Here is a 21,479-nt window from a genome sequence, read left to right as displayed (position 1 = left end):
CAGCTCGGCGGGGGCGCAGGGGTGTCTAGGGGAGAGCTAGGGGTTGTCGGCGCCGGGGCCGGTCCATAGCGTGGAAATTGGAATTCGCGGTCGTCGAACCGCCCGCCTGCGCCGAATGAGGTCGAAGCTGAAATGGCTGATGTCGAGAAGCTCCGCGAATACCTCCGCCTGGTCACCGCCGATCTGCAGCAGACCCGTCAGCGGGTGCGCGAACTCGAGGACCACGATCCGATCGCCGTGGTCGGCATGGGCTGCCGTTACCCCGGCGGGGTGCACGGCCCGGACGCGCTGTGGCAGCTCGTGGCCGACGAGGTCGACGCCATCGGCGCCTTCCCGGACGACCGCGGCTGGGACCACGACGCGATCTTCGACCCGGAGCCGGCCAAACCCGGCAAGACCTACGTCCGCCGCGGCGGCTACCTGCGCGGCGCCGACCAGTTCGACGCGGAGTTCTTCGGCATCTCGCCCCGCGAGGCCGTGGTCATGGACCCGCAGCAGCGGCAGCTCCTGGAAGTGTCCTGGGAGGCCATCGAGCACGCCGGCATCAACCCGCGCTCGCTGCGCGGCAGCCGCACCGGCGTGTTCATCGGCGGCTGGTCGGACGACTACACCGCCGCGGCCCGCGGGATCTCCGAGGAGTACGAGGGTTACCTGTTCACCGGCAGCGCGGCCAGCGTCATCTCCGGCCGGGTGGCCTACACGTTCGGCCTGGAAGGGCCCGCGGTCACCGTCGACACCGCCTGCTCGTCCTCGCTCGTCTCCCTGCACCTCGCGACCCGCGCCCTGCGCAGCGGCGAATGCACCCTCGCCCTCGCGGGCGGCGTCACCATCATGTCCACCCCGCAGGGCCAGATCGAGATCAGCCAGCAGCGTGCGCTGGCCCCGGACGGCCGCTGTAAGGCCTTCGGTGACGGTGCTGACGGCTTCGGCGCGTCCGAGGGGGTCGGGGTCGTGGTGCTGGAGCGCCTGTCCGAGGCCCGCCGCAACGGGCACGAGGTGCTGGCCGTCGTCCGCGGCTCCGCCACCAACCAGGACGGTGCGAGCAGCGGCCTGAGCGCCCCGAACGGCCCGTCGCAGCAGCGCGTGATCCTCGCCGCGCTGCAGGACGCAAGGCTGTCCGCCGCCGACGTCGACGTGGTCGAGGCGCACGGCACCGGCACGTCGCTCGGCGACCCGATCGAGGCCGACGCGCTGATCGCCGTTTACGGCAAGGACCGCCCGGCCGGGCGGCCGCTCCGGCTGGGCTCGTTCAAGTCGAACATCGGGCACTCGGCCGCCGCCGCGGGGGTCGGTGGTGTGATCAAGATGGTGCAGGCGCTGCGGGCGGGTGTGCTGCCGAAGACGCTGCACGCGTCGACACCGTCGTCGAAGATCGAGTGGGCCGGCAGCGGTGTCGAGCTGCTGCAGGAAGCTCGCCCGTGGGAGTCCGACGCGCCTCGCCGCGCGGGGGTCTCGTCGTTCGGGATCAGTGGCACCAACGCGCACGTCATCCTGGAGCAGGCGCCGGAGGCCGAAGCCGAAGAGCGTGCCGGGGTACCGGCCGGCGCGATCCCGGTGGTGCTGTCCGGCCGCACTCCGGAAGCGGTGCGGGACCAGGCGTCCCGGCTGCGCGAGCACGTGCTGGCGCACCCGGAGCTGTCCGTCGCCGACCTCGGTTTCTCACTGCTCGGCCGCACGGCGTTTGCACACCGCGGCGCGGTGGTCGCCGCCGACCGCGACGAACTCCTCGCCGGGCTGGCGGATCTGCCGCTGACCGGATCGGGTTCCGGCGCGCCGAGCCGGGTGCTGATGGTGTTCCCCGGCCAGGGCTCGCAGTGGGTCCACATGGGACTGGAACTCGCGGTGCTGGAGCCGGTGTTCGCCGCGCGGCTGCGTGAGTGTGACGCGGCGTTGTCGCAGTTCGTCGACTGGTCGTTGTTCGACAAGCTCGCCGACGAGTCCGCGCTCGGTCAGGTCGACGTTGTGCAGCCGCTGCTGTGGGCGATCATGGTGTCGCTGGCGGCTCTGTGGCGCTCGTACGGTGTTGAGCCCGCGGGGGTGGTGGGCCACTCGCAAGGGGAGATCGCCGCGGCAACCGTGTCCGGCGCACTGTCCCTTGAGGACGGTGCGCGCGTGGTCGCGTTGCGGGCTCGCGCTCTCAAGGCCCTCGAAGGCATCGGCGGGATGTCGTCGATCCTGGTGTCCGCCGAACGTGCGGCCGAGCTGATCGAGCCGTGGGGCGACAAGCTGGCGGTCGCGGCGGTGAACGGCCCGGCGCAGGTCATCGTGTCCGGCGACGTCACCGCGCTCGACGAGCTGGCCGTCGTCTGCGAGAACGAGGGTGTCCACTACCGCCGCATCGGCGTCTCCTACGCGTCGCACCACCCGCAGGTCGGGCAGCTGGCCGACGTCATCCTCGAAGACCTGGAGCCGGTGGCCCCGAAGTCCACCGGAATCCCGTTCTATTCGACCGTGTCCGGCGAGGCGATCACCACGGCGACGCTGACCGGGGACTACTGGCTGGAGAACCTCCGCAGCCAGGTCAAGTTCTTCCCGACGGTGGTCGAGGCGCTCAAGAACGGCTTCACGCACGTGCTGGAGGTCAGCCCGCACCCGGTGCTGGGCGCGCCCCTGGAAGAGGCGGCCGACGGCCTGCCGGTGCTGTCGACGCTGCGCCGGGACACCGGGCAGAAGCGGTTCCGGACCGCGCTGGCCGAGCTGCACCTGCACCACGGCCGCGTCGACTGGACGCCGGTCTTCACCGGTGCGCGCCGGGTTTCCCTGCCCACCTACGCCTTCCAGCACCAGCGCTACTGGCTGGAGCCGCGCCAGAGTAGCCAGGACGTCGCCACCGTGGGCCTGCGCCCGGCGGAACACGGCCTCCTCGGCGCGGTCCTGCACGCCGCCGACACCGGTGCGACCTACCTGTCGGGACGGCTTTCGCTCGCCGCCCAGCCGTGGCTCGCGGACCACGCCCTCGGCGACACCGTCGTGCTGGCCGGGTCGGCGATGCTGGAAATGGCCGTGCACACCGGGAGCCGGCTCGGCTACCCGCGGGTGGACGAGCTCACCCACCACGCACCGCTCGTGATCCCCGGTGACGGCGCGGTGGTCGTCCAGGTCACCGTCAACCTCCCCGAAGAGCGGGACGTCCGCGCGTTCACCCTCGCCTCACGCGCCGAGGACGAGGAGGAGTGGGTGGTCAACGCGACCGGTCTGCTCGCCCCGGCCGGCGCGGACGAAGACTCCGGCGAACTCGCCACCTGGCCGCCGCAGAACGCGGAAAGCCTGTCCCTCGAAGACTTCTACGAGACCATGGCGGACGTCGGGGTCCACGCGGGCCCGGCCTTCCAGTGTGTCGGCGCGGCCTGGCGGCGCGGCGACGACATCTTCACGGAACTCGCGCTGCCGCAGGACCTGCACCGCGAAGCCGGTTCGTACGTGCTACACCCCGCGTTGCTCGACGGCGCGCTGCAGGGCGCGTGGTTCGGTGTGCTCGGCGATCCCGGGCAGGGACGCGGCCCGTTCAGCTGGAGCGGTGTCAGCCTGCGCCGGCCCACCGGGACGACGCTGCGCGCCCGCATCCGCGCCACCGGTCAGGATGCGCTGTCCGTGCTGGTCAGTGACAAAACCGGCGCCGAGGTCGCCGCCGTGCGCTCGCTGGTCATGCGCCCGGTCGGCGACGGATCCGCGCCGGTCGAGCCGCCGCTGCGGGTCGACTGGGTCGAGCACCCGGCGGTCACGCCGACGACGTCCGGGACGTTCGCGCTCCTCGGTGCCGACGAGCTCAAGGTCACCGCCGCCCTCGAAGCGGCGGGCGCGCAGGGCGAGCGTCATGCCGACATCACCGCGCTGGCCGCCGGTTCCACGCCCGAGTACGTCTTCCTGTCGCTGCCGCCGCAGCCCTCGGCCACCTCGGCGCAGCTGGCCGAGCAGGCGTGCACCGCGACCACGGCGATGCTGAAGACCGTGCAGGAGTGGCTCGCCGAGCCGAACCTGCGGCATTCGCGCCTGGTGGTGGTCACCAGCGGCGCCGTCCGCATCGGCGAGCAGGACGATATCGACCTGACGCACGTTCCGGTGTGGGGCCTGCTGAGGTCTGCCCAGGCCGAGCACCCCGAGCGGTTCGTGCTGGTGGACACCGACGGCAGCACCGAGTCCACCGCCGTGCTGATCGAGACGCTGCTGGGCGGCGAGAACCAGTTCGCCCTCCGCGAGGGCCACGCGTCCGTGCCGCGGCTGACCCGGATTTCCTCGCCGCAAGGGGAAACCCCGAAGTGGGACCGCGGCACGGTGCTCGTCACCGGCGGTCTCAAGGGGGTCGGCTCGCTGATCGCCAAGCACCTGGTCACCACGCACGGCGTCCGGCGGCTGCTGCTGCTCGGCCGCCGTGGCCTCGACACCCCCGGTGCCGGCGCCCTGGTCGCGGAACTCGCCGGACTGGGCGCCGAAGCCCAGGTCTGCGCGTGTGACGGCGCCGACCGGGACGCGCTGTCGGCGGCGCTCGCCACCATCCCCGGCGAGTACCCGCTGACCGCCGTGGTGCACTCGGCCGGCGTGTTCGACGACGGCCTGCTCCCGGACCTGACACCCGGCCAGGTCGAACGGGTGTTCGCGCCGAAGGTCGACATGGCGCTGAACCTCCACGAGCTGACCGCCGGGTTCGACCTCGACGCGTTTGTCCTGTTCTCGTCGTTCGCCGGGACCTTCGGCGGCGCGGGCCAGGGCCCGTACGCCGCGGCCAACCTGTTCCTCGACGCCTTCGCCGCCCACCGGGTCGCCCGCGGCCTGCCGGCCACCGCGCTGGCGTGGGGGCTGTGGGAGGAGCGCAGCGGCATGGCCGGCGCTCTCGGTGACGCGCAGCTGCAGCGCTTGGAGGGCGGCGGGCTCGTCCCGATGACCGCCGAGCACGGCGCCGCCCTGTTCGACGCTGCCTGCGCGTCCGGTGAGACCGCGCTGGTTCCGGTGCCGTTCGACCGTGCCCGGCTGCGGGCCGACGCGAAGGCGGGGGCGCTGCCGGCGATCCTGTCCGGCTTGGTGCCCACGCCGGCGCGGGGGAGCGGGGAGACCCGGACCGTGGACGCGTCCCGCTTCCGCGCCGAGCTGGCCGCACTGTCCACCGAGGACCGTGAGAAGCGGCTCCTGGAGCTGGTCCGCACCACGGCCGCGTCGGTGCTCGGCCACGCCGGGGCCGCCGAGGTCGGCGCCGAACGCGCGTTCGGCGCGCTGGGCATCGACTCGCTGACCGCGCTGGAGCTGCGCAACCGGCTCACCGCCGCGACCGGGCTGCCGCTGCCCGCGGCCCTGGTCTTCGACCACCCGAACCCCCTGGCGGTGGCCCGGCTCCTGGCCGGTGAGCTGGGGGAGCCGGCCGTCGAGACCGCGGTGCCGCTGCTCGCCGAGCTCGACCGGCTGGAGGCCGCGCTCACCGCGCTCACGCCCGATTCGCTGGCCGCGCTCGTCCCCGACGAGTCCGAGCTCGCGCGCATCACCCACCGGGTGCAGGCGCTGCGCCCGCTGTGGGACCAGGCGCGGGGCGCCGCCGCCGTGTCCGGTGCGGACCTGGCCGCCGCCACCGGCGACGACCTGCTCGACCTGCTGGGCGACCGCTTCGGCTCGGCCTGACCGCCCCCGCTTTCGAACGAGGTGCAACACATGGACAACGAGGACAAGCTCCGCCGCTACCTCAAGCGCGCGGTCGCCGAGCTGGACGACGCCCAGGCGCGGCTCGCCGACGCCGAGCGGCGCGCGAGCGAGCCGATCGCGATCGTCGGCATCGGCTGCCGCTTCCCCGGCGGCGCGGACACGCCGGAGCGGTTCTGGGACCTGCTGGCCGCCGGCGTCGACACCGTCGCCGAGGTGCCGGCCGACCGCGGCTGGGACATGGACCGGCTGTACGACCCGGAGCTGAGCCGTCCGGGCACCAGCTACGTCCGCACCGGCGCGTTCCTCGACGCGGCGGGGGACTTCGACGCCGACTTCTTCGGTGTCTCGCCGCGGGAAGCACTGACCATGGATCCGCAGCAGCGAGTGCTGCTCGAGACGTCGTGGGAAGCCATCGAGCGGGCGGGGATCAACCCGGCTTCGCTGCGCGGCGAGCGGGTCGGCGTGTTCGCGGGCACCAACGGTCAGGACTACGGCAACCTGCTGCTGCAGGCCCCCGAGGGCGAGGGATATCTGTCCACGGGCTCGGCGGCCAGCGTGGTCTCGGGCCGGATTTCCTACACCCTCGGTCTTGAAGGCCCGTCCGTCACCGTTGACACCGCGTGCTCGTCTTCGCTGGTCACACTCCATCTCGCGGCCCAGGCCCTGCGTTCCGGCGAGTGCTCGCTGGCGCTGGCCGGCGGCGCGACCGTCGTCTGCACCACGGACCTGTTCGCCGAGTTCAGCAAGCAGGGCGGGCTGTCCCGCGACGGCCGCTGCAAGCCGTTCTCCGCGGCCGCCGACGGTTTCGGCATCGCCGAGGGCGCCGGGATGCTGCTGGTGGAACGGCTGTCCGACGCGCAGCGGCTCGGCCACCCGGTGCTTGCCGTCGTCCGCGGCTCCGCGGTGAACTCCGACGGCGCGTCCAACGGCATCACCGCGCCTAACGGCCCGTCCCAGCAGCGGGTGATCCGGCAGGCGCTCGACGCGGCCGGACTGTCCACTTCGGACGTCGACGCGGTCGAGGCGCACGGCACCGGCACGTCGCTGGGTGACCCCATCGAGGCCGACGCGCTCCTGGCCACCTACGGCCGTGGCCGGGACGCCGACCGGCCGCTGCACCTCGGCTCGGTCAAGTCGAACGTCGGCCACACACAGGCCGCGGCCGGGGTGGCCGGGGTGATCAAGATGGTCCTGGCGCTGCGTAACGAGGTATTGCCGCCGACCTTGCACGCCGACGAGCCGACCCCGCACGTCGAGTGGTCTTCCGGCGCCGTCTCGCTGCTGACTGAGGCCCGGCCCTGGCCGGAGGCCGACCGGCCGCGCCGGGCGGCGGTGTCGTCGTTCGGGATCAGCGGCACCAACGCGCACGTCATCCTCGAGCAGGCGCCCGCCGGCGAGTCTGCCGCTGTGCCGGAACCGGAGGTCGTCCCGCTCCCGCTGTCCGCGCGCACCCCGGAGGCACTGCGTGCGCAGGCCGGGCGGGTGCTCGACGCACTGCGGACTGCGCGGCTCACCGACGTCGGGTTCACCCTGGCGCGCAGCCGCGCCGGGCACGAACACCGCGCCGTCGTCCTCGGGGACCCGGAGACCGCGCTGGCCGCGCTCGCCGCCGGGGAGCCGGACACGAACGTCGTCACCGGGTCCACTGTGGACGGAAAGCTCGCGGTCCTCTTCTCCGGGCAGGGTGCCCAGCGGCTCGGCATGGGCCGCGAGCTCCACGCGTCTTCGGCGGTCTTCGCCCAGGCCTTCGACTCGGTGCTCGCGGAACTCGACCCCGGTCTGCGTGACGTCATCTGGGGTGACGACGCCGCCGCGCTCAACCGCACCGGGAACACCCAGCCCGCGTTGTTCGCGATCGAGGTTGCGCTGTACCGCCTGGCCGAGGCCCTGGGCGTCCGGCCGGACTTCGTCGCCGGGCATTCGATCGGCGAGATCGCCGCGGCCCACGTCGCCGGGGTGCTCTCGCTGGCCGACGCCGCCCGGCTGGTCACCGCCCGTGGCCGCCTGATGGAGGCGCTGCCCGAAGGCGGCGCGATGATCGCGCTGCAGGCCACCGAGGCCGAGGTGGTCCCGCTGCTCACCGACGGGGTGTCGATCGCCGCGATCAACGGCCCGGAAGCCGTGGTCGTGTCCGGCGCCGAGGACGCCGTGACCGCGATCGCCGCCCAGTTCACCGAGCAGGCTCGCAAGACCAAGCGGCTGCCGGTGTCGCACGCTTTCCACTCGCCGCTGATGGAGTCGATGCTCGCCGAGTTCCGCGCGGTGGTTTCCGGGCTCACCTTCGGCCGGCCCACGATCCCGGTCGTCTCCACCCTGACCGGCGGTCCCGCCGACCTGACCGAGCCCGAGTACTGGGTGCGGCACGTGCGTGAGGCCGTCCGGTTCGCCGACGGGGTCGCGAGCCTGCGCGAGGCGGGTGTCCGCACGTTCCTCGAACTGGGCCCGGACGGCGCGCTCTCGGCCTTGGTCGAAGGTGCGGTTCCCCTGCTGCGCAAGAACCTCGACGAACCCCGCGCGGTGCTGTCGGCGCTCGCCCGCCTGCACGTCACCGGGACCGTCGTGGACTGGGACGCCCTCCTCCCCGGCGGTCGGCTCGTCGACCTGCCCACGTATCCGTTCCAGCACAAGCACTTCTGGCTCACCCCGGGCGAGCCGGGCGGCGACGCCGGCGCGTTCGGCCAGGCCGTCGGCACCCACCCGCTCCTCGGCGCAACGCTGACCCTGCCCGACGGCGCGCTCGTCGCGACCGGACGGCTGTCACTGCACAGCCACCCGTGGCTCGCCGACCACGTTGTCCTGGGCACGGTGATCTTGCCTGCCACCGCGTACATCGACCTGGCCCTGCACGCCGGCGAGGGCGCGGAACTGGCGGAGCTCACGCTCGCCGCGCCCCTGGTCATCCCGGAGCAGGGCGCGGTCGCGATCCGGCTGCACGTCGGCCCGGCCGGTGAAGACGGCCGCCGCGCACTCCGCCTCGACTCCCGCCCGGCCGACTCCGACGACGACTGGACGGCCCACGCCACCGGCTTCCTCGGCACCGGCGGAGGCGAAGCGCCCCGGCCGTTGACCGAGTGGCCGCCCGCAGGCGCCGAACCGGTGGTCCTCGACGGCATCTACGACCGCATCGCCGACAGCGGCCTGACCTACGGCCCGGCGTTCCGCGGCCTCCGGAAAGCCTGGCGCCGCACCGAAGGCGACACCACCGAGATCTTCGCCGAGGTCGCGCTGCCCGAGCACGTCCGCTCCGACGGCTTCGGCCTCCACCCGGCCCTGCTGGACTCCGCGCTGCACCCGGCGGTCGGCATCCCCGGGCTGCTGGCCGAAGCCGCCGACGCGGGTCTCCCGTTCTCCTGGACCGGCGTCCGGCTGCACCGAGCAGGCGCCGACGCGCTGCGCGTCCGGCTGGGCGCCACCGGCACCCGCGGCCTCACCGTCGAGGTCGCCGACGTCGAAGGGAACCCGGTTGCCCAGGCGGAGTCCCTGGTTTCGCGGCCGCTCTCGCCCGAGCTGCTCGCCGGTGCCCGCTCCGAGAAGGACGCCCTGTTCACCCTCGACTGGCTCCCGGTCCGGGCGACGGCCGCCCCGCGCGGCCGCGTCGCCCTCGCCACTTCCGACGACGACCCCGCCTGCGCCTTCGCCGACCTCGGCTCGTTCGCCGACCTGGCCGCGCTGCTGACCGAGCTGGACGACCTCCCTGCGCCCAGCATGGTCTTCACCTCCCTCCCGGTCGACGGCACCGATGCCGCCGCGGCGCACGCGGCCGCCGAGCAGGCCCTGCACCTCGTGCAGGCGTGGCTCGCCGACACCCGGCTGGCCGGCACGCAGCTGGTGTTCGTCACCACCGGCGCGGTGGCCACCTCCGCCGGCGAGGACGTCCCGGACCTGGCACACTCGACGGTGTGGGGCCTGGTGCGCGCCGCGCAGTCCGAGAACCCGGGCCGGTTCGTCCTCGTGGACACCGACGGTTCCGCCGCCGAACTGGCCGCGGACGAGCCGCAGCTCGCCGTCCGCGGGTCCCGGCTCCTCGCCCCGCGGCTCGCGAAGGCCGACGTGCCCGAACCAGCCGAGACAGCCCGTCTCGGCGGAAAGGTGCTGGTCACCGGCGGCACCGGCGGCCTCGGCTCGATCGTGGTCCGCCACCTGGCCGCCGCGGGTGTTGAGCACCTGGTCGTGGCTTCGCGCCGCGGTCCGGACGCGCCCGGCGCGGCGGAACTGGAGAAACTCGGCGCGGAGGTGGTGGCCTGCGACGTCGCCGACCGCACCGCCGTCGAAAGCCTGGTCGGGAAGTACACCTTCAACGCCGTGGTCCACACCGCCGGTGTCCTGGACGACGGCCTGGTCACCAACCTCTCGGCCGAGCAGCTGCACCAGGTCCTGCGGGCCAAGGTCGACGCGGTGCGGAACCTGCACGACCTCGTCGGCGACGTCGACGCGTTTGTCCTGTTCTCCTCCGCCTCCGGCGTCCTCGGCAGTCCCGGCCAGGCCAACTACGCGGCGGCCAACGCCTACGTGGATGCCCTCGCGCAGCACCGCCGCGCCAACGGCCGACCCGCACACTCGCTGGCCTGGGGCTCGTGGGAACACACCGGCGGCGGCATGACGAGCACCCTCGCCGACACCGACCGTGGCCGCATCAACCGCAACGGCGTCCTCCCGCTGTCGATCGAGGACGGCTTGTCGCTGCTGGACCTGAGTGTCCGCGGCGAACTGCCGCTCCTGGTCCCGATGCGCCTCGACCTGCCGACACTGCGGGCGAAGGCCGGTGACGGCGTCCCCGCGCTGCTGCGCGGCCTGATCAAGGCGCCGAGGAAGAGCACCGTGACGGTCCAGCCGGCGACCCACCGGCTCGCCGGACTGTCCGGTGAGGAGCGTTCGAAGGCGCTGCTGGACCTCGTCCGCACGCAGGCCGCGCTCGCCCTCGGGCACAGCGGCCCGGCCGACATCGGCGCCGAGCGCGGGTTCCTCGACCTCGGCTTCGACTCGCTCACCGCGGTGGAGCTGCGCAACCAGCTCGACGCGGCCACCGGCCTGCGGCTGCCGGCCACGCTGATCTTCGACTACCCGAACCCGGCCGCGCTGGCGAAGTTCCTCGACACCGAGCTGCCCAGCGCCGAAGCCGAGGCCGGCGGGGCGCTGCGCACCGCGCTGGACGGGCTTGAAGGCTTGCTGACCGCGGTCGACGCCGAGGAAGCCCAGCGCGCCGCCGCCCGGCTGCGGACGCTGGCCGCCGAGTGTGTCGCGCGCTTCTCCGAGGACGGCGCAGACTCGCGGGCCGAGCTGGACTCGGCGACCGCGGATGAACTTTTCGACCTGCTCGACAACGAGCTGGAAAGCTAGGAGCTCGCGGTGGCGAACGAAGACAAGTACCTCGAATACCTCAAGCGGGCCACGGCGGATCTGCGCGAAACCCGGCGCCGCCTGCGTGAGGTCGAAGAGGCGAGCCGCGAGCCGATCGCGATCGTCGGGATGGCCTGCCGCTTCCCCGGCGGTGTGCGCACACCCGAGCAGCTCTGGCGGATCGTCGCCGACGGGGTCGACGCGGTCGGCGAGTTCCCCGGTGACCGCGGCTGGGACCTGGCCGAGCTCCACGACCCGGGCATGACACGCCCGGCCACCAGCTACATCAAGACCGGCGGCTTCCTCGACGACGTCGCCGACTTCGACCCCGCGCTGTTCGGCATTTCGCCGCGCGAGGCCCTGGCCATGGACCCGCAGCAGCGGCTGCTGCTGGAGACGTCGTGGGAGGCCCTCGAGCGCGCCGGGATCGACCCGACGTCGTTGCGCGGCAGCCGGACCGGCGTGTTCGCCGGGATGATGTACCACGACTACCACACCCGGCTCGGCCGGCTTTCCGAGGAACTGGAGAACTTCCTCGGCAACGGCAACTCCGGCGCGGTCGCGGCCGGGCGCGTCTCCTACACCTTCGGGCTGGAGGGCCCGGCGCTGACCGCGGACACCGCGTGCTCGTCGTCGCTGGTGACGCTGCACCTGGCCGTTCAGGCCCTGCGCAACGGCGAATGCTCGCTCGCCCTGGCCGGCGGGGTCGCGATGATGGCGATCCCCGAGCCGTTCATCCAGTTCAGCCGCCAGCGCGCACTCGCGAAGGACGGCCGCTGCAAGGCGTTCGCGGACGCCGCCGACGGCACCGGCCTGTCCGAAGGCGCCGGGATGCTGCTGGTGGAACGGCTTTCCGACGCGCAGCGCAACGGGCACCCGGTGCTCGCCGTCATCCGCGGCACCGCGGTCAACCAGGACGGCGCGAGCAGCGGCCTCACCGCCCCGAACGGCCCGTCACAGCAGCGGGTGATCCGCCAGGCCCTGGCTTCGGCCGGACTGTCCGCTTCGGACGTCGACACCGTCGAGGGCCACGGCACCGGCACCTCGCTCGGTGACCCGATCGAGGCGCAGGCGCTGCTCGCCACCTACGGCCGGGAGCGGCCCGCGGACCGGCCGTTGTACCTCGGCTCGCTCAAGTCGAACCTCGGCCACACCCAGGCCGCGGCCGGGGTCGGCGGGATCATCAAGATGGTCCTGGCCATGCGGCACGGCGTGCTGCCGGCCACCCTGCACGTCGACGCGCCGTCGTCCCAAGTGGACTGGACGGCGGGCGCGGTCGAGCTGCTCACCGAGGCACGTGCCTGGCCGCAGGGCGAGAAGCCGCGTCGTGCCGGGATTTCGTCCTTCGGCATCAGCGGGACGAACGCGCACGTCATCGTCGAAGAGCCGCCCGTCGCCGAACCGGTCGAGCGCGTCGCGGCCACGCACGCCCACACGCCGTGGGTGCTGTCCGGCAAGACCGCGGACGCCTTGCGCGCCCAAGCCCGCCGGCTCGCCGACCACCTGCATTCGGACATCGACCCGGCCGCGGCCGCCGCCACGCTGTTCACCGGCCGCGCCCGCCTCGAACACCGCGCGGTCGTGCTCGCCGAGGCCGGTTCGCTGCCGCTCGACGCGCTGGCCGCGATCGCCGACGGCACCAAGTCCCCGGACGTCGTCACCGGCACCGGCACCGACGGCGCCCTCGCGGTCCTGTTCTCCGGCCAGGGCTCGCAGCGGCCGGGCATGGGCCGTGAGCTGTACGGCACGTTCGACGTCTTCACGAAGGCCTTCGACGAGACCTGTACCGCACTGGACGAGCACACCCGCGCCGGCGTCAAGTCGCTCGTGTTCGCCGAGCCCGGCACCCCGGAAGCCGAGCTGCTGTACCAGACCGAGCACACCCAGCCCGCGCTGTTCGCCATCGAGGTGGCGCTCTACCGGCTCCTGGAGTCCTTCGGCGTCCGCCCGGACTTCCTGGTCGGCCACTCCATCGGCGAGCTGACCGCCGCGCACGTCGCCGGGGTGCTCTCGCTGCCTGACGCGGCAGGTCTCGTCGTGAAGCGCGCCCAGCTCATGCAGACCCTCCCCGCCACCGGCGCGATGGCGACCCTCGCCGCGACGCCGGAGGAGCTCGGACAGCTGCCCGAGAGCGTCTCCATCGCCGCGATCAACAGCCCGGACTCGCTGGTGATCTCCGGCGACCGCGACGCCGTCACCACGATCGCCGAAGAGTGGAAAGCCCGTGGACGCAAGGCCAAGGCGCTCAAGGTCAGTCACGCCTTCCACTCGCCGCACACCGAGGCGATCCTCCCCGCCTTCCGCGAGTACGCGGAGACGCTGACCTTCCACGAGCCGCGGATCCCGATCGTCTCCGACGTCACAGGGCAGCTGGCCACGGCCGAGCAGCTCGCCGACCCGGGCTACTGGACGCGGCACATCCGCGAAGCCGTCCGGTTCGGGCCTGCGATCGAGACCCTGGCCGGCCACGGTGTCACCGGCTACCTCGAGGTCGGCCCCGACACCACCCTCACCACGCTGGCCGGGCACACCCTCGGCGCCGGTGACCACGCGGCCGCCGCCCTGCTGCACCCCGGCAAGCCCGAGGAACGCAGTGTGCTCGCCGCACTGTCCACTTTGTACGCACGCACGTCGGTGAAGCCCGACCTGAGCGCGTGGCTGCCCGCGCGCGACACCGCCGCGCTGCCGACGTACGCCTTCCAGCACAAGCGTTACTGGCTCGACGCGACGGACACCGGCGGAAACGTCGCGACCGCCGGGCTCGGCGCCACCGGGCACCCGCTGCTCGGCGCGGCCACCGGCCTGGCGGGCGGTGACGGCTTCCTGTTCACCGGCCGCCTCTCCACGGCGACGTCACCCTGGCTCGCCGAGCACGTGGTCCTGGGTAGCGTCCTGCTCCCGGCGACCGCCTACGTCGACATCGCGCTGCACACCGGCGCGCACGTCGGCGCGGACCAGCTCGCCGAGCTGACCCTCGCCGCGCCGCTGGTGATCCCGGCCGACGGCGCGGTGCGGCTGCAGGTGTTCGCCGGCCCGGCGGACGACCAGGGCCGCCGTGAGCTGACCGTGCACTCCCGCGACGAGCGGGCGGCCGACGACGAGCCGTGGCAGCTGCACGCCACCGGTCTGCTCACCGCCGGTGTCCCCGCGCAGCCGGAGACCCTCGCGTGGCCGCCTCAGGGCGCCACCGCCGTGGACGTCTCCACGCTGTACGCCGAACTCGCCGAAGCCGGGCTCGACTACGGGCCCGCGTTCAGCACCGTGCGCGCCGCGTGGCGGCGGGGTGACGAGGTCTTCACCGAGGTTGCCCTGCCCGAGGACCGGCACGACGAAGCCGCCGCTTTTGGCCTGCACCCCGCATTGCTCGACGCCGCCCTGCACGGCATCGGCCTGTTCGCCGAAGACGGCGCCGCGCAGCTCCCGTTCGCCTGGCAGACCGTCGCCCTGCACGCCGTGGGCGCCACCGAACTTCGCGTGCGGCTGGTTCGTGGTGAAGGCGCCGTCGGTGTCCAGGTCTTCGACGGCGCCGGAACGCCGGTGCTGGCCGCGGAGTCCCTGCGCACGCGTGCCGCCGAACGACCCCAGGCCCGCGCCGAGTCGGTGTACCAGGTCGACTGGACCGTCCTCGACCCCGCCGAAGCACCGCGGCCCGAGCGGATCGGCGTGCTCGGCGCCGACCAGGTCGGCCTGCCCGCGGCCGTGCGGTACCTCGACGTCCCGGCGGTGGCCGCCGCGACGGATCCGCCCGAGGTGGTGTTCGCCGCGTTGTGCCGCAACGGTTCCGGCGACCTCGCGGCCGACGCCCACACGGCGGCCGAGCAGGCGCTGACCCTGGTGCGCGCGTGGCTGGCGGACCCCCGCCTCGAAGCCGCGACGCTGGTGCTGGTCACCCGCGGCGCGGTCGCCGCCGGCGACGAGGACGTGCCCGACCTCGCCCACGCCCCGGTGTGGGGCCTGGTGCGGGCCGCGCAGTCGGAAAACCCCGGCCGGTTCGTGCTGCTGGACACCGACGGGCCCGTCTCGGCGGACCCCGTGTTCGCCGCGCTGGCCGCGGGTGAACCGCAGCTGGCCCTGCGGGGTGACCGCCTGCTCGCCCCGCGGCTGACGACCGCGCATCTGTCCACTGTGGACGCGCCGGTGTTCTCGGCGGACAGCACGGTCCTGATCACCGGCGGCACCGGCGGCCTGGGCTCGGCCGTGGCCCGGCACCTGGCCGCGTCCGGCGTCGGGCACCTGGTGCTGCTGTCCCGTCGTGGCCTCGACGCCCCCGGCGCGCGGGAGCTGTGCGACGAATTGGACGTCCCCGTGGACGTCGTCGCGGCCGACGTCACCGACCGCCCCGCCCTGGCCGACGTACTCGCGCGATTCGACGTCACCGGTGTTGTGCACACCGCCGGTGTGCTCGAAGACGGCCTGGTCACCGGCCTGACCCCCGAGCAGCTCCACCGTGTCCTGGCCGCCAAGGTCGACGCGGCCACCCACCTGCACGAGCTGACCAAGGACCTTGAGCAGTTCGTGCTGTTCTCGTCGGCGTCGGGCGTGCTCGGCAGCCCGGGCCAGGCCAACTACGCCGCGGCCAACACCTTCCTCGACGCCCTCGCGCAGCACCGCCGCGCGAACGGGATGCCCGCGCATTCGCTGGCCTGGGGCTCCTGGGAACACACCGCGGCCGGGATGACCACCGAGCTGACCGACGCCGACCGCGAACGGCTCCAGCGCTCCGGCGTCACCGAACTCAGCGTTCCCGAGGGCCTGCGGCTGTTCGACCTGACCTGCGCCACCGACCGGGCCCTGCTGGTGCCGATCCGGCTGGACCGCGCCGCCCTGGCCGGGGTGCCCGACCTGCCGCCGCTGCTGCGCGGCCTGGTGCGCACGCAGCTGCGTCGCGCCGCCCAGGCCGCTCCCACGGCCGACGCCGGCGCGTTCACCTCGGTCGAGGAGCTGTCCGAGCTGGTCCGCGGCCAGGTCGCCGCGGTGCTCGGCCACGACTCGGCCGCCGACGTCGAGGAGCACAGCGCGTTCAGCGAGCTGGGCTTCGACTCGCTCACCGCGGTGGAGCTGCGCAACCAGCTCGCCGCCGCGACCGGGCTGCGGCTGCCGGCGACGCTGATCTTCGACTACCCGAACCCGAAGGTCCTGGCCGCGCACCTCGCCACCGAGCTGCTCGGCGCCGACGCCGCCGTGACCGCGGTGACCACCACGAAGGCGGCCGCCGACGACCCGATCGCCATCGTCTCGATGGCCTGCCGGTTCCCCGGCGGCGTCAGCTCGCCCGAAGGGTTGTGGGACCTGGTCAGCGCCGGCGCCGACGCCATCGGCGAGTTCCCGGCCGACCGCGGCTGGGACCTCGGTGACCTCTACGACCCGGACCCCGACCGCTCGGGCAAGCTTTACACGACCCGCGGCGGATTCCTTTACGACGCCGGGGACTTCGACGCCGAGTTCTTCGGCATCTCGCCCCGCGAAGCCCTGGCGACCGACCCGCAGCAACGTCTGCTGCTGGAGACGTCGTGGGAGGCCATCGAGAGCGCGGGCATCAACCCGCGGTCGCTGCGCGGCAGCCAGACCGGCGTGTTTGCCGGGGTCATGGGCGCCACCTACGGCACCGGGATCGGCGACATCCCCGACGAGGTCGAGGGCCACCTGAGCACCGGCGCGGCGGGCAGTGTCGTGTCCGGGCGCGTCTCCTACACGTTCGGTCTTGAAGGCCCGTCGATGAGCATCGACACCGCCTGCTCGTCGTCGCTGGTCGCGCTGCACCTCGCCGCGCAGGCCCTCAACTCGGGCGAATGCTCACTCGCGCTGGCCGCCGGCGTGCACGTCACCCCGACGCCGGACGCGTTTGTGTTCTTCAGCCGTCAGCGTGCACTCGCCGCTGACGGCCGTTGCAAGGCCTTCTCCGAAGCCGCCGACGGGTTCGGCGCCGCGGAAGGTGTCGGTGTGGTGGTGCTCGAACGGCTTTCCGAGGCCCGCCGGCACGGGCACCCGGTGCTCGCGATCCTCCGCGGCTCGGCGGTCAACCAGGACGGCGCGTCGAACGGGCTGTCCGCCCCCAACGGGCCTTCGCAGCAGCGGGTGATCCGCCAGGCGCTGGCCAACGCCGGACTGTCCACATCGGACGTCGACACGGTCGAGGCGCACGGCACCGGCACCCCGCTGGGCGACCCGATCGAGGTCCAGGCGCTGCAGGCCACCTACGGCGCCGGCCGGGCTGAGGACCGGCCGCTGTGGCTAGGCTCGCTGAAGTCGAACATCGGTCACGCCCAGGGCGCGGCCGGCATCGGCGGCGTGATCAAGATGGTGCAGGCGCTGCGCACCGGCGTCCTGCCGAAGTCGCTGCACGCGGAGTCGCCGTCGGAGAAGATCGAGTGGGACGGCGGTGGTGTCCGGCTGCTGCAGGAGTCCCTGCCGTGGCCGGAGACCGGTGCGCCGCGCCGGGCCGCCGTGTCGTCGTTCGGGATCAGCGGCACCAACGCGCACGTGGTGCTGGAGCAGGCGCCGGAGACGTCGGCGGCCGCTCCCGGTGACGCGCCGATCGTGCCCGTGGTGCTGTCCGGAAAGACTCCGGAAGCCTTGCGCGGGCAGGCTTCCCGGCTGCACGAGCAGGTCCTGGCCGATCCGGAACTCGCCTTGGCCGACCTCGGCCACTCCCTGGTGACCGGGCGCACGGCGTTCGCCCACCGGGGCGCGGTCATCGCCGCGGACCACAGCGAACTCCTCGCCGGGCTGGCCGAGCTGGCCGCCGGAGCGGACGAGAACGTCGTTGTCGGCTCCGGTTCCGGGTCGAACCGGGTGCTCATGGTGTTCCCGGGCCAGGGGGCGCAGTGGGTCCACATGGGACTGGAACTGGCCGAGCACGAGCCCGTCTTCGCTGCCCGGCTGCGGGAGTGTGACGAGGCGCTGTCGGAGTTCGTCGACTGGTCGTTGTTCGACGTGCTCGCCGACGAAGCCGCACTCGAGCGGATGGACGTGGTGCAGCCGGCGCTGTGGGCGGTGATGGTCTCGCTGGCCGAGCTGTGGCGTTCCTACGGTGTGGTCCCGGCCGGGGTGGTGGGTCACTCGCAGGGTGAGATCGCCGCGGCCACCGTGTCGGGCGCGCTGTCGCTCCAGGACGGCGCCCGGGTGGTCGCCCGCCGGGCCCAGGCCCTGCTCGCGCTGGAAGGCACCGGCGGAATGGCTTCGGTGCTCATGACGCCGGAGCAGGCCGCCGAGGCGATCGAGCCGTGGGGCCTGACGGTCGCCGTGGTCAACGGGCCTTCCCAGGTCATCGTCGCCGGCGACACCACCGCGCTGGACGGCTTCGGTGCGGCCTGCGAGCGGGACGGTGTCCGCTACCGCCGGGTCAACGTCGGCTTCGCGTCACACCACCCGAGCGTCGAACAGTGCGAAGCGGAGATCACCGAAGCGCTGCGGCGGGTCAACCCGGTCGGCACCGACATCCCGTTCTTCTCCTCGACCCGCGGCGAAGCGATCGACACGACGCTGCTCACCGGGGACTACTGGTTCGAGAACACCCGGAACCCGGTGCGGTTCCACTCCACCGTGCTGGCCGCGCTGGCGCAGGGTTTCACGCACCTCGTCGAGGTCAGCCCGCACCCGGTGCTCGGCGGCCCGCTGTCCGACGCCGCGGCCACCGCCGGCCGCCCGGTCCCGGTGCTGGGCACCCTGCACCGCGACGGCGGTCAGCGGCGGTTCCTCACGTCGGCGGCCGAGCTGCACGCGCACCACGGCTCCGTCGACTGGTCGGCCTTCTTCACCCGCAGCGGCGCTCGCCAGATCCCGGTGCCCACCTACGCGTTCCAGCACCGGCGCTACTGGCTGACCCCGACGCCGGGCCAGGGCGGCGGCCGCACCGCCGGGCTCAACCGCAGCGGCCACCCGATCCTGAGCGGTGTCACCGACCTGCCCGAACGTGACACGCATCTGTTCACCGGGCAGCTGTCCCTGGGCAGCCACCCGTGGCTGGCCGACCACGCGGTCAACGGCGACCCGCTGCTGCCGGGCACGGCGCTGCTCGACCTCGCGCTGCACGCGGGGTCGCGCACCGGCCGCCCGCACGTGGCCGAGCTGACGCTGCAGAGCCCGTTGATGCTGCCCGCCCGCGGCGCGGTCCAGATCCAGGTGACCGTCGGCGAGCGCGGCGAGCTGGACATCCACTCCCGCGGCGCCGACGAGGACAGCCAGGGCCCGTGGATCCGGCACGCCACCGGCCTGCTCACCGAGACCACGCCCGAAGCCGGCTTCGCGCTGACCGCGTGGCCGCCGGCCGGCGCCGAGGAGGTCGACCTCGACGGCCTCTACGAGGAACTCGCCGCGACCGGGTTCGGCTACGGCCCGGCGTTCCAGGGCCTGCGGGCCGCCTGGCGCGCCGGCGACGACGTCTACGCCGAGGTCGAGCTGCCCGAGCCGGTCAGCGAAGGCGCGTCGGGCTTCGGTGTGCACCCGGCCCTGCTGGATGCCGTGCTGCACGCGATGTCGCTGGGGGAGTTCATCACCCCGAGCGAGGACCCGAACGTGATCCGGCTGCCGTTCTCGTGGGGCGGGGTGAGCCTGCACGCGACCGGCGCGACCACGCTGCGCGCCCGGCTTTCGCCCGCCGCGAAGAACATCGTCGCGGTGCAGCTCGCCGACCCGGCCGGGGCGCCGGTCGCCGAGATCGAAGCCGTCGAGTCCGCGGAGGTCGACGTCCGGCAGCTCGGCGCGTCCGCCGTCACCGCGAACGACACGCTGTTCGGGCTGGACTGGACTTCGGTCGCCCTGCCCGCCGCGGACCCGGCCGGTGTTGCCCTGCTGGGCGCCGACCACCACGGTGTTGCTTCGATGTTCCCCGCGACTGCCGAACCCGAGACGGTCTTGGCCGCGCCGCAGTCCGTCGGCGAGGCTCTCGACCTCGTCCAGAGCTGGCTCGCCGACGATCGTGAAGCACGACTGGTGCTGCTGACCGCGCTGGCCGCCGGTCCGGACGTCACCGACCTCACGACCGCGGGGATCTGGGGCCTGACGCGGTCCGCGATGTCCGAGCACGGTGACCGGTTCGCGCTGGTCGACCTGGACGGCACCGCGGAGTCACTGGCCGCGTTGCCGTCGGCGCTGCGGAGCACCGAGCCGGAACTGCTGCTGCGCAAGGGATCCGCGCTCGCTCCGCGGCTGACCCGGACGCCGGAAGCGGTCGTGACGCCGCGGACGTTCGATCCCGACGGCACCGTGCTCGTCACCGGCGGCACGGGCGTCCTGGGTTCGCTGGTCGCCCGGCACCTCGCTGCCGAAGGTGCCCGGCACCTGCTGCTCACCTCGCGGTCCGGTGCCTCCGCCCCGGGCGCGGAGGAACTGAGCGCCGAGCTGACCGGACTGGGTGTGTCGGTGACGATCACCGCGTGCGACACCGCCGACCGCGACGCGCTGTCCGCGCTGCTCGACGGCATCCTCGGCGACCACCCGCTGACCGCGGTCATCCACACCGCGGGGGTGCTCGACGACGCCGTGGTCACCAACCTGACGCACGAACAGCTGGACCGCGTCCTGCGGCCCAAGGTCGACGCGGCGTGGAACCTGCACGAGCTGACGAAGGACGCCGACCTCGCCGAGTTCGTCCTGTTCTCCTCGGCCGGTGGTGTGTTCGGTGCGCCCGGCCAGGCGAACTACGCGGCGGCCAACACCTACCTCGACGCGCTTGCGCAGTTCCGCGTCGCGCAGGGGCTGCCGGCTTGCTCGCTGGCCTGGGGCCTCTGGGCGGACACGAGCGTGCTCACCGAAGACCTCAGTGACGCCGACCGCGCGCGGCTGGGTGCCGGACTGAGCGCGTCGGAAGGGCTTGCGCTGTTCGACACGGCCCGCGCGCACGGCGCGGCGGTGCTGGTGCCCGCGAAGCTCGACCTGGCCGGGCTGCGCGCCCGGTCGGCCGAGGTCCCGCCGTTGCTGCGCGGTGTTGTCCGCTCGACGACGTCCCTGCGCACGGCCGCGGCGGCGTCGGCGGCTTCGGCGGACGCGCTGCGGCAGCGGCTCACGCCGATGACCGGCGCCGAGCGCGAGCAGGTCCTGCGCGACTTGGTGCTCACCGAAGTGGGCCGGGTGCTCGGCTTCGCGGCGGGCACGCCGGTCGACCCGGGCGCGGCGTTCACCGAGCTCGGGTTCGACTCGCTGACCGCGGTGGACCTGCGCAACCGCCTCGGCGCGGCGACCGGCATCCGCCTGCCCGCGACGCTCGTCTTCGACTACCCGACGGCAACCGCGCTGGTCGAGTACCTCGACGGGGAACTGGCCCCGGCCGAGCCCGCGGCGCCGCCGGTGCTCGCGGAGCTCGACCGCCTGGAGGCCACGCTCGCCGGCGTCGAGGGTGACGTGCGTCAGCAGGTCCGCGACCGGCTGGCGGCGCTGCTCGGCACCTGGGACGAGGACCGGGGCGAGGACGTCGCCGACCGGATCTCCGCGGCCAGCGACGACGAAATGTTCGAGTTCATCGGCAAGGAACTGGGGATCTCCTGATGACCACGACCGAGGACAAGCTCCGGCACTTCCTC

2 protein-coding genes and 1 pseudogene are annotated in these 21,479 nt (G+C 73.5%); all 3 read left to right on the top strand.

The window, feature by feature from the left end; all coding sequences use genetic code 11:
* The first annotated feature begins 132 nt into the window (after positions 1–132).
* On the top strand, positions 133–5,604 hold the full coding sequence (locus ACIA5G_RS42375; RefSeq protein WP_395933998.1) for a type I polyketide synthase: 5,472 nt from the start codon (positions 133–135) through the stop codon (positions 5,602–5,604).
* 21 nt (positions 5,605–5,625) lie between these two features.
* On the top strand, positions 5,626–10,962 hold the full coding sequence (locus ACIA5G_RS42370; RefSeq protein WP_395933996.1) for a type I polyketide synthase: 5,337 nt from the start codon (positions 5,626–5,628) through the stop codon (positions 10,960–10,962).
* Positions 10,963–11,001: 39 nt separating this feature from the next.
* Positions 11,002–21,444 (top strand): annotated as a pseudogene (locus tag ACIA5G_RS42365) (SDR family NAD(P)-dependent oxidoreductase); the annotation flags it as partial.
* Positions 21,445–21,479: the final 35 nt, after the last annotated feature.

The sequence above is a fragment of the Amycolatopsis sp. NPDC051758 genome (assembly GCF_044453095.1).
In the GTDB taxonomy this organism is placed as follows: domain Bacteria; phylum Actinomycetota; class Actinomycetes; order Mycobacteriales; family Pseudonocardiaceae; genus Amycolatopsis.
Note: the sequence above shows the minus strand (reverse complement) of the source record. Positions and strands in the feature narration are given on the sequence as shown.

Coding starts and splice junctions, on each gene's coding strand:
- ACIA5G_RS42375 (WP_395933998.1), top strand. CDS start 133: ATGGCTGATGTCGAGAAGCTCCGCGAATACCTCCGCCTGGTCACCGCC.